Origin of the sequence: Bacillus ndiopicus (assembly GCF_000612805.1) — a bacterium.
GTDB classification, from domain to species: Bacteria; Bacillota; Bacilli; order Bacillales_A; family Planococcaceae; genus Metasolibacillus; species Metasolibacillus ndiopicus.
Genome location: NZ_HG964405.1, coordinates 479,077 through 493,171, shown reverse-complemented (window position 1 = coordinate 493,171; position 14,095 = coordinate 479,077). Strand labels below are relative to the sequence as shown.

The following is a 14,095-nucleotide window of genomic DNA, read 5'->3' as shown; positions in this document are numbered from 1 at the left end:
CCTAGCCTATATATCAATCAATCTGCATTCTTCTTTTGAACATAAAAATCGCAATTATTAATAGTAAAATACTATAGCCTAATACCCAGCTCAAATTTATCAAAACTCCATTTTTAGTACCGTCTATAATTGACTTTCCCATATCAACAGCATGCACAAATGGTAATTTATAAGCAATTGTTTTAAAGGTTTTTCCTACTAAATCAAGACTAAACCATGTGCCTGATAGCCAAGCAACTACATTTGTCAGGAGTGCGCCACAAATACCTGCGACTGCCTTTTCATTGAAAACACTGCCACACAATAGACCGATACCGATAAAAACAAGTGCAATAGGAAGTAACAGAAACCATGCGACAAGAATATTCGATGATATGTCCATCCCTAGTAAAATTGCGACAATATAACAAATACTTCCCTGTACCAGTGCCATCGGAATTAACGGAAGCGTATAGCCAATTATATAATCAGCCGCTGTCATCGGCGTTGTAAATAATCTTGCTAACATTGAGCTAGCTCTATCCTTTGCAATCAATTGTGCTGAAAATAGTGACATAAACGATAAACTAAACACGGCAATGCCTGGTGTTAATTGCTCAATTTGAAATAAATCGTTTGGTATGTTTTTACCAATTGCAGTTAGCAATAATAATATTATGACTGGGAAGCCAATACCGAATATTAATGTTAATGGATCACGTAAAATCTCTTTTGCTGTACGACTGGCAAATACAAGCGCTCTCATTACATCATTCCCCCTACAATTTGGACAAATGCCTCTTCAAATCTCTCTGTGGCTGTTTGTTCCTTTAATTCCTCGATAGTCCCTAATGCTTCAATACGCCCATTTTTCATAATACATATATGGTCTGCTAAAGCCTCTGCCTCCTCTAAATAATGCGTCGTTAAAATAAGCGTGACTCTACCTTTTAAGTTTTGAATAATTGCCCATAGCTCACGCCTTGCTAAAATATCTAAGCCTAATGTTGGTTCATCGAGAAACAGAATTTCAGGCTCACTTATTAAGGCCATTGCGATGCTCAATCGACGCTGCCAGCCTCCAGATAATGTTTTGCTGCGCTGCTTTTCTACAGGGCTAAGGGAAAATAGCGCAAGCATTTCATTCACTTTAAGCTTCGCTGTTTCTTTATTAAAGCCATGCACTCCTGCCATCAATAGCAAATTTTCGCGTACAGATAAATTTGGTGCAATTGCTGTTTCCTGTGGTGAAACAGCAATGCATTGTTTGACTTTTTGCTTGTCAGTAATTACGCTATTCCCTAACAAAAATGCCTCGCCTTCTGTAGGCTTTGTCAAAGAAGATAACATATTAATAAGTGTCGTTTTCCCAGCACCATTAACGCCAAGCAAAGCAAAAATTTCCCCTTGTTGAACGGTTAACGACAATGGATGTACCGCTGTTTTCGGTCCGTATTTTTTACATAACTCTTGAACATCAATGGCGACTGTCATTTGCTATCCTCCCTTTCTAATTCATTAATTCTTAAGGCTTCACTAAAAAATTTTTGTGTATAGCTTTCTGGTATAATAGCTAACCCACGCTCCTCATCTCCAACAATAATGAGTGCATCGCCTACCTCTATTTTAAATACATCTCTTGCCTTCTTCGGAATAACAATTTGCCCTCTTTCTCCAACGACAGCTACACCAAATAAATGCTTTCCCTTTGGCGCAATACCTAGCCCGACCTCATCTTGATAATTCACTAAATCATCGAGTGTCACATCATATAATTTCGCTAACTCAATACAGATAGTTATATCAGGAGTTGATTCGCCCTTTTCCCATTTCGCCACAGCTTGTCTCGATACATTGACTTTTTCTGCTACTTCTTCTTGTGTATATTGATGCTTCTTTCTTAATTGTTTTAAATTCATACTTATCATACTTTTCATCTCCTTATTTTTATTATTCCCTATCATTACGATATCGTCTATCAACCGACTGTAACATAGATGTTATTTTTAGTTGCTTTCATTTTTTTCCTAATTCGCGAAACTTTTCGAATAGATTACCGTATATAATAAGAGGAAAGGAGTGACAAAAATGGAACAGCAGGAAATTTTAACAATGACGAATTTAACGAAAAGTTATGGCAACAAAGAAGTTTTAAAAGGCGTTAATTTACGAGTACATAAAGGGGAAATTATCGGCTATATTGGGCCCAATGGTGCTGGTAAAAGTACAACAGTGAAGCTGATTTTAGGCATTGAGAGTGGTTATGGTGGTGAAATTCACTTATTTGGTGAAAATATAAAAAATAACCCGATTGACTATAAACATAGAATTGGCTATGTCCCTGAAATTGCAGATGTTTATGATAATTTAACAGGCTATGAATATTTAACATTTATTGGGCAGCTTTATGGCTTGTCTTTAGAAGAAGCGGCCCATAAATCGCAAGCCTTAATGGAATTGTTCGGTGTCGGCGAAGCATACCATTCTCGTATTTCCTCTTATTCAAAGGGAATGCGTCAAAAGCTATTAATTATTTCAAGTGTTTTACATAATCCAGATATTTTATTTTTAGATGAACCGATTAATGGCTTAGATGCAAATAGTGTTATGATTTTTAAGGAAATTTTAACGCAATTAGCCGCGCAAGGAAAAACGATTTTCTACTCGTCTCATATTATGGATGTCGTCGAGAAAATTAGCAGTCGCATCATTTTGCTACATGACGGCAAAGTAGCTGCTGACGGTACATTTGCAGAGTTACAGGCGACAAATACAGAGGGTACACTAGAGCGTATTTTCAATCAATTAACAGGCTTCGATCGCCATCAGGAAATTGGGGAGCAATTCGTTGCTGTTGTAGGCGGAGGACAGCTATGACAGATTTCAAAACGTTGCGGCTTCTTGATAAGATGCGCTTTATTTTCATTAAAATGGGCATTGATTATACGATTATGCGCCACATTTTGCAGATAAAGCTTACGATGGATGAACGTAAAGTACCTACTTTATTTAATCAGACAGCAAAGAAAAAGGAAGAGACTAAATACAGTTATATTAAATCATTGTGGATTTATACATTTATGGGGTTAATGTTGATTCCGTTTATCGGCTTCGGTACACAGTTTTTATTCCAAATGAGTATCGCCTATTCAATGATACTTTTCGTTATTATGACATCGATGATCTCAGATTTTTCATCTGTACTACTTGATTTACGGGACCGCAATATTCTAGGAACAAAACCTATTTCATCCAAAACGCTAAACGCAGCAAAATTAGTGCATATTATTATTTATTTAAGCTATTTAACGATTGCCTTTACAGCTATTCCCCTTATTGTTGGTTTCTTTAGACACGGGATATTATTTTTTGTGATTACAGCCGTTCAGCTTGTTTTTATTAATATTTTCATCGTCGTTTTAACAGCCATTTTATATATTGCGATTTTAAGATTTTTTGATGGTGAAAAATTAAAAGATATGATTAATTATGTACAAATCGGTCTCTCGCTCGCTATGATGGTTGGTTATCAATTTGTTGCTCGTTCTTTCGAGCTTGTCAATTTAAGCGTCGCTGTTGAGCTAGATTGGTGGAGTATATTTCTAATTCCAATGTGGTTTGCTGCACCTTATGAGCTTATATTAAATGACAATACAGACTTTTTAATGATTATGCTTAGCTTACTTTCCGTTATTGTGCCTTTATTGTCTTTATGGCTCTATATTAAATTAATTCCTGTCTTTGAAAGCAATTTACAAAAACTATTAGCAACAAGTAAATCAAAAAAGGTCAAAGCCAATCCGATCAAAGCGTTTTTCCTACGCCTGCTTTGCCCGACACATGAAGAGAGAACTTTTTATCGCTTCGCTTCTTTAATGATGAAGAAGGAGCGCGATTTTAAATTGAAGGTTTATCCTTCTCTCGGATTTGCCATCGTTATTCCGTTTATTTTTATGTTCAATACGATGCGCAATGAAACCGTAGATTTCGCTACAAGCAATAGCTATTTAACAATATATTTTTCGATGCTTATTATCCCAACAGCTGTGTTGATGCTGCAATTTTCAAGCAAATATAAAGGAGCTTGGATTTTTAAAGCATTACCGCTGACAAGCTTTTCAGCATATAAGAAAGGAACGTTGAAAGCCTTTCTTGTACAACTATATATGCCGCTTTATATTGTATTGGGAGCGATTTTCTGTATTATTTATGGCGTTCGTGTTTTACCAGATTTACTTGCAGTGTTTATTGTAGGTTGTATTTATAGCATTATTTGCTATTTAGGGGCAAGGCTAACTATCCCCTTTTCGGAACCATCTACACAAACAAATGAGTCACAAGGCTGGAAAACACTTGGATTGCTACTGCCACTTATACCATTTGTCATTATTCATTTTATCATTGCCAAAATAAATGCCAATTGGATTTTCATTTATTTAATACTATTAGTTATTGTTAATATCGCGCTTTGGAAAATGCTGTTTAGAGAAAAAGCTAGTTGACAAAAAATAGCTGGCATTCATTTTGCCAGCCATTTTGTCTTTATGTACGTCGAATATGAACAGCTCCTTCGCAGTTTTCTTGCTCATTCCACTCCACTTGAAATTCAAATGTGCCCTCCTCGAAAAACAGCGGAAACCTTCTTCGAATAGAGGTTTGCATTGGCAATTTATCAACATCCGCAATTTTCACCCACATCGCCTTTCCTTCTGGAGAATTTTCAATTAATGTGCCACTAAAATCAGTTGCTAAATAATTAAAAATCATATACCTATCACCTTTTGTAGGATTAACATATTCATATAACCCCTTATAAGTAAGCGTATGTATTTGTAAACCAGTTTCTTCTTCTACTTCACGTATCGCACTATCAGCAATGCTTTCAGGAAACTCTACCTTTCCGCCAGGAGGGATAAAGCCTTTAAAATGATCATGCTGCCTATCTAATAACAGCACTTCATCCCCACGTTGCACCATACATAAAGTCCACATTTTATAATGCACCATTTTATCACCTTTTCACTACAACTTTTTAATTTTACACGTTTCATTCTTTACAAAAATCCCCTATATAATCCAAATGGGTATCAAAGAAAGTAGGTTAACACATGCATTTCTTGACACCCATTCGCATTTTATAGCCGTAGCTGATTTGCCTACGCCTCTTATAATAATTTTTGTTCAAAATGGCTTTTAACTTCAGGCCACTCTTCTTTTGTAATGCTATACAAATGGGTATCGCGCAGCGTTCCGTTGTTACGCACCATATGATTGCGTAAAATTCCTTCTTTTTTAGCACCAATGCGTTCGATTGCCTGCTGAGAGCGTATGTTTTCATTATCTGTTTTTAGCTGTACACGGTTCATTCCAAGCTGTTCAAAACAATAAGTTAGCAAAACATATTTACAATTTGTATTTATCGAGGTTCCCCAGCATGCTGGAGTTATCCATGTATAACCAATCTCTAATCGCTTATGGGAAGGATCAATCTCAAATAATGTCGTTGAGCCGACAATTTTTTCGGCTGCTTTATTGATAATAACAAAGGTAATCGCTGTACCAGCTTGACGCTGTTGTATTGCGGATTCAACATAATTTTCTACAGCAGACCTTGTCATAAGATATAATGACGTATGAGCCCAAATTCGCTCATCGTGCGCGGCTTCGTAAAGCCCATCAATATGCTCACGCTCAATAGGCTCCAAACGTACAACTTCATTGTGCAAAATTTCCATTTGTATCCCTCCAATTTTATCTTGCATTAACAGGCAACGTGGCTCTCACTAGTTGAAATTTTATTTTATCCTTTATTATACACGAACGGTAAATGGAATATTAAGAAAAGCGTAAACAAAGTAGACATTTTTTGTTACGATATACATATGGATTAATGGAAAGAAGGTTTTTTTATGAGGGAGCGTACGCTACCAATACTATATGTTGCTATTATTGCGTGCATTGGAGGATGGCTCTTTGCGCTACTATCCTTGCCAATTCCATGGATGATTGGGCCTCTTTTTACTGTATTAATTGCGCAGTTTTTCATTCGTACACAGTTGAAATGGCCTGCACTTTTTCGCAATATCGGACTTGTCATTATCGGCGTTACGATTGGTGAAAACTTTTCTTTAAGCATTTTACAAACGATGGGAACAATGTTTTGGTATATGCTAGCGATTAATGTTACTTTCATTTTACTCTGCTTGCTACTCGCCTTTATAACAGCAAAATATACAAATATGTCACTGCATACTGCAATATTGGCTAGTGTACCTGGTGCACTTGGACAAATTATCGTCTTTTCCTCTGAACAAAAAGGTGTCAATCTTGCTGCCGTAACATATTTTCATTTAATTCGTGTGATAGCAGTTGTTAGCGTTATACCATTTCTAGTCTCGGGGCATATTGTGCAAAAAAACGTTGCCACTATAGCTTCTCCATTATGGGCTGTACTTATTTTAATTGCGGTAAGTTTTATTTTCTCTTTAATTGTAGGTAAACTCCATATGCCAACACCGTTTTTTCTAGGACCTGTACTTTTAGGTATACTGCTTAATGTTGTGCAAATCGATGTCCCTATTATTTCCCAGGATATATTACATTTAGCACAAATTGCAGTTGGTGCACATATTGGCTTGCTTTTAAAACCCGGTGCACTGCGTTTACCAAAACGAACGCTGTTATTTGGCTTAATGAATGTTGTTTTGCTTATGTTTGTTAGCTTTTTATGTGCCAGACTTGTGATGGCGATGCTAAATTATACATTTGCAACAAGCTTTTTAAGCACTGCACCCGGTGGTATGGATCAAATGGCACTAATCGCAACATCCATCCATGCTGATGCAGATATCGTCACTGTTTTTCAGCTTGCACGCATGCTCTTTTTATCCTTCATTATTATTCCGTTATTGAAAAAATATAGTGCTTCAGTGGACGCGAAACGGCTTGAACCCTAAATATAATTAGGGGCAAGCCGTTTATTCATACCATTCGTTTTGCTCGAAACAATTCCCCATATGCTGCGCCACCTAAAATCAATAGAGCACCTAGCATTTGTAACGGGCTTAACATTTCCTTTAAAATAACTACTGAAAAAATTAATGCAGAGAGAGGTTCTAAATAGCCAAGAATTGAAACAGATTGAACAGGTAAACGACCAATAGAAGAAAAATAGAAGTAGCAGCCCATTCCCGTATTGACAACACCCAATAGTAGAATAGGCAGTAAACTTCCCTCTTTAATATGCACGATAAAGCCTTGCTTCAAACTGACAAAAATAGCTACTGTTATAAAGCTAATAACTAGTTGACACATGGCATTTTCAAGGCCCTTTATACTTGAAGCCATTTTATTGAAAATAACCATAACTGCATATGTGATGGCAGATAATATTCCAAAAATCAATCCTAAAGATATTCGCCCTTCTGTAAAAGCTTGACCATTAACACAGAGCATTCCAATAATGACAGCCAAAAATCCAATAAATTTAGCACTTGTCATTTTCTCTTTAAATATAAATGGCGAGAGCATCATAACGATTACTGGACCGCAGTAATAGGCAAGAACGGCTATGCTTACACCGATTTGTGCATACGCCTCAAATAAAAATATCCAGCTTGTTCCCATTGCTATACCCGAAACGACTAAATAAAAAAAGTGCGCTTTATTTTTCCAAAACTGCAGCTTCTGCTTGGACAATACAAATACAATAATCAAGAATACACTACCTATTAAAGTTCGCAAATAAACGATTTCATAGCTATTCATTATAATGTAGCTTGCCACAATTCCATTAGAGCCAAAGAGCAGCAATGCAAGCACATATTTAGTATAGGCATTTTTCATTTTCATCCCCCACTTGATTTTTCGATAGCTGTAGCATAGCATACTAATATGTATTACAGAATTGAATGTTTATCATACCTTACATGATAAAAAGGAATGTATTGGAGGCCAGACTATGAATATTCAAAAATATATGGCATTTGTCAAATCAGCGGAATATGGGAGCTTTACAAAAGCTGCAGATGCATTAAATTATACTCAATCTGGTATTAGCCGTATGATTCAGGATTTGGAAGCAGAATGGGGAATTTCTCTTTTTGAAAGAGGACGTGCCGGTATCAGTTTAACCTCTGATGGATTAAAATTATTGCCCCAATTACAGCGAATCTGCAATGAGCATGAAATATTGCTGTCACAAATCGATGAGCTACATGGATTACAATCTGGCATAATTCGTATTGGCACATTTTCAAGTGTAGCCACTCACTGGCTGCCGAATATGATTAAATTTTTTAAAAAGGATTACCCTCATATTGATTTTGAATTGCTATTAGGTGACTATACAGAAATTGAAAACTGGATAATGGAAGGAAGAGTTGATTTTGGCTTTTTACGACTTCCAACAAAAACAGAAATGGAAACGATTTTTTTAGAATTGGATCGACTATTAGTTGTTATTCCTCAGGATCACCCTTTCACGGATTGCGATAAATTTCCAATTAGCGAATTATGCAATAATCCATTTATGCTTTTAGAAAAAGGGGCAAAAGCAGAAATCTCCGAAATTTTCGAGAAGCATCAAATTTCACCTGTAGTTAATTTTACAACATGGGATGACTATGCCATTATGTCTATGGTAGAAAACGGTCTAGGTATCAGCATATTGCCAGAATTGATTTTACAACGTATTCCCTACAAGGTTATTGCAAAAGAGCTTGAAGTTCCCGCCTTTCGAAACATTGGCATTGCCATGCGAAATCAAAAATCACTTTCACTTGCAGCTAGTAGTTTTTTAAAATATTTATCCTTTAGAAAGAAAAAAGAGTAACAACGTTTCTTGTGGATTTATAGGGAATAGAAGAAATATATCTTGCATTTTTAAAAAAAGCATGCATATAATACAAATAGACCGACAGTCGGTCTTTATCGGGAGGCATTTATAATGAGGATTGTAAAAGAGCATGAGGAACGACGCAATGAAATATTAAATACGGCACAAACACTTTTCGTAACAAAGGGCTATACGAAAACAACAATCAATGATATTTTACGTGCAATCGGCATTGCTAAGGGTACTTTTTATCATTATTTCAAATCAAAAGAGGAAGTACTAGATGCTATTATTGAGCGTATTATACAAACCGATGTGGCAAAAGCTCAGCATATTGCCTCAGATCCCAAAATGTCAGCAATGGAGAAATTATTTGCTATATTACTAGCACAAGCACCACAACAAGGTGATCACAAGGAGCAGCTAATTGAACATTTCCATCAGCCAGACAATGCAGAAATGCATCAAAAAAGCTTAGTGCAAGCAGTTATTCATTTATCCCCTATTCTAACAGAGGTCATTCAACAAGGCATTGAGGAAAACATTTTTCAAACAGACTACCCACAGGAAACAGTGGAGTTTTTGCTCGTTTCTGCACAGGTTATTTTCGACGATGGCTTCTTTCAATGGCAACCAGAGGAAATGCTGCAAAGAGCCACAGCCTTTGTCCAATTAATGGAACGTGCATTAGGTGCTAAAGCAGGAAGCTTCAAAAAAATGCAAGATATTTTATTAAAGTAATCTTAATCTAGCGCAATATCTATATGTAAAGCGACTCAAATAATGATTCGCTTTCTATTTTTCAATACATTAGACCGACAGTCGGTCTATAAGGAGGACGATTATGAAATCTATTCAACAGTCTACTTTTTCAAAAGATTTTGTACTTGTTGTATTGGGGCAAATTATTTCCATTCTAGGGGCAGCTTTATTGCGCTTTGCTTTATCGCTTTATGTATTAGATCTAACTGGGAGAGCTGACTTATTTGCAGGGCTACTCGCTGTATCAAGTATTCCCCTCCTTTTATCTCCTATAGGAGGAGCGCTTGCTGATCGCTTTAACCGAAGGAATTTGATGGTGCTATTTGATATTATCAGTGGATTAGTAATAAGCTGCTTATTTTTGTTCCTATCTATTCAAGAGCCTTCTATTATTGTAATCGGTGTTGCGATGACTTTATTAGCGCTAATTAGTGCGTTGTATACACCGGCTGTACTTGCAAGCATTCCTCTTCTAGTAATAGACAGTAAGCTAGAACAAGCGAATGGCATCGTCCAAGGCATACAGGCATTATCACAAGTAGCTGCCCCAGTGTTAGGTGGTGTGCTCTACAGTATGCTTCCTTTAAAAACACTTGTTATTGTCAGTGCAATTTTATTTTTCTGCTCAGCAATATTAGAAATGTTTATCACCATTCCTTTTGAAAAGCAAGCTCAACAACAGCCCATCATAAAAGATTTACAAGTAGGCTTTCAGTATGTTGGACAGCATACATTTATTTTAAAGAGCATTGTACTCGCAGCAAGCTTAAATTTTTTATTAACACCATTCTTTATTATCGGCGTACCCATTATTTTGCGAATGGCAATGCAAACTAGTGATGTCCTCTATGGAATTGCGATGGGAGTTATTGATTTAGCAACAATTATTGGAGCATTGTCCATTGGCCTTTTTGCAAAGCGCTTACGAATGAATCTTCTTTATAAATGGCTACTCGTTATTGCCCTATTTGCTCTTCCAATTGCTTTTACAGTAACTCCTTTTGTGTTGCAGCAAAGTTTTACTCTATCGTTTTTAATTTTTACAGGCTGTAGTATCGCGATTGCTATGCTTATTACGGTACTTTCAATTTTCGTAATAACGGCTGTACAAAAGCAAACACCAAATGAACATCTTGGAAAAGTGATGGCTATTATTACTGCTAGTGCACAATGCATCGCACCCTTTGGTCAAATTTTATATGGCATTATCTTTGAAGCAACGCAGAATACTATGTATTGGTCTGTATTACTTATGAGCTTAGCAGTATTATTGTTAGCCTTTTTAGCAAAAAAAATGTGGCAACATGCAGAAAGTGAGGAAGCTCTATGATTTTTCGTATTATAAAACGAGATATTGCGCGCAATCGTATAATGACATTAACTTTAGCCGCCTTTATTTTGTTATCTTCTATTTTAATGGCGAGCGCTACAACTATGATTGTGCACTTATTTACATCTGTAGAACAATTTTTCCAACAGGCAAAAGCGCCACACTTTGTTCAAATGCATGCAGGTCCAATCAATCAGCAGCAAATTGATGCATTTGTCAAAGAGCATCCTTTTATTAAAGCTCAGCAAACAGTTGATATGCTAACAATTGACCAAACAGAGCTTTTTCTTGAAAGTCGCACAAATAGTGAAGCGAAGAATGGCAGTGTTATGGATATAAGCTTTGTCACTCAAAATCAGCTGTTCGATTTTCTACTAGACGAAGCAAATCAACCTCTACAAGTTGCACAAGGTGAAATCGCTATACCTATTTATTACATGGAAAAATACAATTTACGGATTGGTGACCAAATCTGGTTTATAAAAGAGCAACTCGAGATGGAATTTACAATTTCTTCATTTACACATGATGTGCAAATGAATCCATCGATTGTCAGCTCTAAGCGCTTTGTTATTCATAAGAAGGATTGGGATACTTTAGCCCAATCTATAGCACAGCATGAATATTTAATTGAATTTTTAGTGACGCAACAGAAACAAATAGCGCAGCTGGAGCAATTATATCAAGCATCCGATTTACCACAACAAGGACCTGCGATTACGTACCCACTTTTCAAGATGTTAAATATGCTAACGGATGGTCTGAATGTGCTTATACTACTCTTTATTAGCGTCCTCTTAATGACCATTGCTATGCTCTGTATTCGTTTAACAGCTCTGACAACATTGGAGGAGGATATACGTGAAATTGCCGTAATGAAAGGAATTGGCATTGCCAATAAGCAGATTCGTCAGCTTTATTTAGGGAAATATATGGCGATTACGATGCTTGCTTGCACAACTGGTTACTTACTATCATTTATTCTTATACAAAAATTTACAGCAAATATTGCACGTTATATGGGGAAATTACAAATGACACCATCCCACTATATACTTTCGTTTGGAAGCGTCATGTTTGTTTATTTATTGGTCATTTTATATTGCCAACTGATATTAAAAAGATATGAACGCATTTCCGTTGTAGAAGCTTTACGACAAGGTATTGTAGAGAACAAAGGAAGGATAACAATTGCTAGCAGTAAATTACCATCTATCAATTTATTACTTGGCATAAAAGATATTATGGCACGCTTTCCTATGTATCGACTAATTGGCGCTGTCTTTATTATTGCCTGCTTTATGATGCTTGTTCCATTAAATTTGCTACAAACAATTAAATCCCCCGACTTTATTACGTATATGGGGGCTGGCAAAAGCGATATACGGATTGACCTTCCTTATAACGACAATGCCGCCAAGCACTTGAAGCATATTCAATCTACCCTTTCGCAGGATAAAGAAATAGAAAAATATTCGACATTAACAACGGCGAAATTTATGGTGGAAACAAAAGACGGACAATATAAAAGCTTACAGATTGAGATTGGTGATTTTACAATATTTCCATTACGTTATGTAGAAGGAACAGCCCCAACACAAAAAAACTCTATTGCACTTTCTGTTTTACAGGCACGTGAACTCGTAGTTGATATAGGTGATTTATTGACTGTTATCACAAGTAAGGGACCAAAGCAATTAACGGTTTCAGGTATTTATCAAGATATTACGAACGGCGGGAAAACAGCAAAGGCACAGCTACTAGTTGGCTCAACTACACCGATTCTTTGGCACGTTATTAGTTTAGATGTCGCTGATGGGGTTGCCATTGAACCAAAAATTGAAGCATATCGTAGCATTTTTGAAACAGCCAAAATTACTAATTTGGCACATTATATTACCCAAACACTTGGTTCAAACATTGAACAGCTTAAAAAGGTAACACTGCTTGCTATCATCATGTCATTATCGATTGCAATATGTATTACAGCTATGTTTATGAATATGCTGCTTGCTAAAGATGCGAGACAAATAGCGATTTTGCAAAGTTTAGGCTTTTCAATGCAAGCGATTCGTACACAGTATATAACACGTGCGATAACGATTTTAATTATAGCTATCGTAATAGGCACAATTTTAGCAAATACTCTAGGTCAATATTTAATTAACCAGCTTGCTACACTTATTGGGGCATCACATATTACGTTTACTAGTCATCCTTTACAGACATATTTCTTCTATCCATTACTATTTATTTGCGCAGTTACATGGACTGTTTTACTAGCGACAGTAAAGCTTCAACAGCAGTCCTCTATGACAAAGTTGGGAGGAAACGAATAATGACAATTTTAGAAGTAAAGGATTTACAGAAAGCCTACATTGTTGGCAATACTGAGCAGCATGTATTGAAAAATATTCAGCTATCCATTAAGGAAGGACAATTTGTCTCGATTATGGGACCGTCAGGAAGTGGTAAATCTACTTTACTTTATACAGTGAGCGGCATGGATCAGGCAACATCAGGTCAGATCACCTTCCTACAGCAAAATATGCAAGCAATGTCTGAACCACAGCTTGCCAAATTACGCCTTGAAGCAATGGGCTTTATTTTTCAGCAGCATCATTTATTAAAAAACTTAAATTTATTTGATAATGTCATTTTATCTGCTTATTTAGCCAAAAAAGAAAGCCGACAAAAAATCAATATGCGCGCCACACAATTAATGGTTAAAATGGGTGTTGCTGAATTAGCTAAGCACGACATCACACAGGCATCGGGGGGGCAATTACAAAGAATTGCTATTTGCCGCGCACTGATTAATAAGCCAACAATTTTATTCGGGGATGAACCAACAGGTGCTTTAAATACAGCCGCTACCGCAGAGGTCATGGATGTATTAGCAACGATTAACCAGGAAGGCACAACGATTTTACTAGCCACCCATGATGCGAAAGTTGCCGCCCAAACTGAGCGTGTATTATTTATGCTCGATGGCGAGATTATCGCCGAAACTACTTTAGGGAAATACACTGCTACAAATAACGATTTATTGGAACGTGAGCAACAGCTAAATCATTGGCTTGCTGGGTTGGGGTTTTAGTATATTAGGCACTTTTTGTTTAAAAAGTGCCTAAGCCCCATTGATAATTATTTTGGTAGCTTGAAATAAGAAAAGCCCCTCCTGTCTA

Annotated in this window: 14 protein-coding genes; 8 read left to right on the top strand and 6 right to left on the bottom strand. The window is 36.5% G+C overall.

Going from position 1 to position 14,095, the window contains the following annotated elements; genetic code table 11:
- Positions 1-13: 13 nt before the first annotated feature.
- The 3 genes from TY13_RS10545 to TY13_RS10535 are packed head-to-tail and all read right to left on the bottom strand — an operon-like array spanning position 14 to position 1,907.
- Positions 14-745, bottom strand: a complete 732-nt coding sequence (locus TY13_RS10545) for an ABC transporter permease (protein WP_042475288.1) — start codon at positions 743-745, stop codon at positions 14-16.
- Entirely contained in the window at positions 745-1,473 is a 729-nt protein-coding gene (locus tag TY13_RS10540) for an ABC transporter ATP-binding protein (protein ID WP_042475286.1), read from the bottom strand. Before TY13_RS10540 ends, TY13_RS10545 begins: the two co-directional genes overlap by 1 nt.
- Positions 1,470-1,907, bottom strand: a complete 438-nt coding sequence (locus TY13_RS10535; RefSeq protein WP_042475284.1) for a helix-turn-helix domain-containing protein — start codon at positions 1,905-1,907, stop codon at positions 1,470-1,472. The genes TY13_RS10540 and TY13_RS10535 overlap by 4 nt, the downstream gene beginning before the upstream one ends.
- Positions 1,908-2,067: 160 nt before the next feature.
- On the opposite strand from TY13_RS10535, the gene TY13_RS10530 reads away from it, so the two are divergent.
- Together TY13_RS10530 and TY13_RS10525 are read left to right on the top strand one after the other, a co-directional pair.
- Complete coding sequence (locus TY13_RS10530; protein ID WP_042475282.1) at positions 2,068-2,856, top strand: ABC transporter ATP-binding protein; 789 nt, start codon at positions 2,068-2,070, stop codon at positions 2,854-2,856.
- The gene (locus tag TY13_RS10525) at positions 2,853-4,481 is read left to right on the top strand and encodes a hypothetical protein (RefSeq protein WP_042475280.1); all 1,629 of its coding nucleotides are present in this window, start codon (positions 2,853-2,855) and stop codon (positions 4,479-4,481) included. Before TY13_RS10530 ends, TY13_RS10525 begins: the two co-directional genes overlap by 4 nt.
- A gap of 40 nt (positions 4,482-4,521) precedes the next feature.
- Here TY13_RS10525 and TY13_RS10520 read toward each other — a convergent pair whose 3' ends face one another.
- Positions 4,522-4,986 (bottom strand): 8-oxo-dGTP diphosphatase, encoded by a 465-nt coding sequence (locus tag TY13_RS10520; RefSeq protein ID WP_052344304.1) that lies wholly within the window; start codon positions 4,984-4,986, stop codon positions 4,522-4,524.
- Positions 4,987-5,144: 158 nt separating this feature from the next.
- Entirely contained in the window at positions 5,145-5,714 is a 570-nt protein-coding gene (locus TY13_RS10515; RefSeq protein ID WP_042475278.1) for a GNAT family N-acetyltransferase, read from the bottom strand.
- Between the two features lie 174 nt (positions 5,715-5,888).
- Between TY13_RS10515 and TY13_RS10510 the strand changes: the two genes are divergently transcribed.
- Positions 5,889-6,935, top strand: a complete 1,047-nt coding sequence (locus tag TY13_RS10510) for an AbrB family transcriptional regulator (protein ID WP_052344303.1) — start codon at positions 5,889-5,891, stop codon at positions 6,933-6,935.
- 25 nt (positions 6,936-6,960) lie between these two features.
- Here the strand turns inward: TY13_RS10510 and TY13_RS10505 are convergent, their stop codons facing one another.
- The gene (locus tag TY13_RS10505) at positions 6,961-7,824 is read right to left on the bottom strand and encodes a DMT family transporter (RefSeq protein WP_042475276.1); all 864 of its coding nucleotides are present in this window, start codon (positions 7,822-7,824) and stop codon (positions 6,961-6,963) included.
- Between the two features lie 115 nt (positions 7,825-7,939).
- On the opposite strand from TY13_RS10505, the gene TY13_RS10500 reads away from it, so the two are divergent.
- The 5 genes from TY13_RS10500 (at position 7,940) to TY13_RS10480 (ending at position 14,007) form a co-directional block, all read left to right on the top strand.
- The gene (locus TY13_RS10500) at positions 7,940-8,812 is read left to right on the top strand and encodes a LysR family transcriptional regulator (RefSeq protein ID WP_042475274.1); all 873 of its coding nucleotides are present in this window, start codon (positions 7,940-7,942) and stop codon (positions 8,810-8,812) included.
- Positions 8,813-8,926: 114 nt separating this feature from the next.
- Positions 8,927-9,556: a TetR/AcrR family transcriptional regulator gene (locus tag TY13_RS10495; protein WP_042475270.1), complete on the top strand. Its 630-nt coding sequence runs from the start codon at positions 8,927-8,929 to the stop codon at positions 9,554-9,556.
- A gap of 103 nt (positions 9,557-9,659) precedes the next feature.
- Positions 9,660-10,907, top strand: coding sequence for an MFS transporter (locus TY13_RS10490; RefSeq protein ID WP_042475268.1), 1,248 nt, complete (start codon positions 9,660-9,662; stop codon positions 10,905-10,907).
- Entirely contained in the window at positions 10,904-13,246 is a 2,343-nt protein-coding gene (locus tag TY13_RS10485) for an ABC transporter permease (protein WP_042475266.1), read from the top strand. Before TY13_RS10490 ends, TY13_RS10485 begins: the two co-directional genes overlap by 4 nt.
- Complete coding sequence (locus tag TY13_RS10480) at positions 13,243-14,007, top strand: ABC transporter ATP-binding protein (protein ID WP_154661594.1); 765 nt, start codon at positions 13,243-13,245, stop codon at positions 14,005-14,007. Before TY13_RS10485 ends, TY13_RS10480 begins: the two co-directional genes overlap by 4 nt.
- The last annotated feature ends 88 nt before the right edge of the window (positions 14,008-14,095 follow it).

Bases quoted from the DNA above. Each gene is read 5' to 3' on its own strand.
- TY13_RS10515 (WP_042475278.1), bottom strand. From the start codon at position 5,714: ATGGAAATTTTGCACAATGAAGTTGTACGTTTGGAGCCTATTGAGCGT.
- TY13_RS10490 (WP_042475268.1), top strand. From the start codon at position 9,660: ATGAAATCTATTCAACAGTCTACTTTTTCAAAAGATTTTGTACTTGTT.
- TY13_RS10545 (WP_042475288.1), bottom strand. From the start codon at position 745: ATGAGAGCGCTTGTATTTGCCAGTCGTACAGCAAAAGAGATTTTACGT.
- TY13_RS10535 (WP_042475284.1), bottom strand. From the start codon at position 1,907: ATGATAAGTATGAATTTAAAACAATTAAGAAAGAAGCATCAATATACA.
- TY13_RS10540 (WP_042475286.1), bottom strand. From the start codon at position 1,473: ATGACAGTCGCCATTGATGTTCAAGAGTTATGTAAAAAATACGGACCG.
- TY13_RS10500 (WP_042475274.1), top strand. From the start codon at position 7,940: ATGAATATTCAAAAATATATGGCATTTGTCAAATCAGCGGAATATGGG.
- TY13_RS10525 (WP_042475280.1), top strand. From the start codon at position 2,853: ATGACAGATTTCAAAACGTTGCGGCTTCTTGATAAGATGCGCTTTATT.
- TY13_RS10510 (WP_052344303.1), top strand. From the start codon at position 5,889: ATGAGGGAGCGTACGCTACCAATACTATATGTTGCTATTATTGCGTGC.
- TY13_RS10505 (WP_042475276.1), bottom strand. From the start codon at position 7,824: ATGAAAAATGCCTATACTAAATATGTGCTTGCATTGCTGCTCTTTGGC.
- TY13_RS10485 (WP_042475266.1), top strand. From the start codon at position 10,904: ATGATTTTTCGTATTATAAAACGAGATATTGCGCGCAATCGTATAATG.
- TY13_RS10520 (WP_052344304.1), bottom strand. From the start codon at position 4,986: ATGGTGCATTATAAAATGTGGACTTTATGTATGGTGCAACGTGGGGAT.
- TY13_RS10495 (WP_042475270.1), top strand. From the start codon at position 8,927: ATGAGGATTGTAAAAGAGCATGAGGAACGACGCAATGAAATATTAAAT.
- TY13_RS10530 (WP_042475282.1), top strand. From the start codon at position 2,068: ATGGAACAGCAGGAAATTTTAACAATGACGAATTTAACGAAAAGTTAT.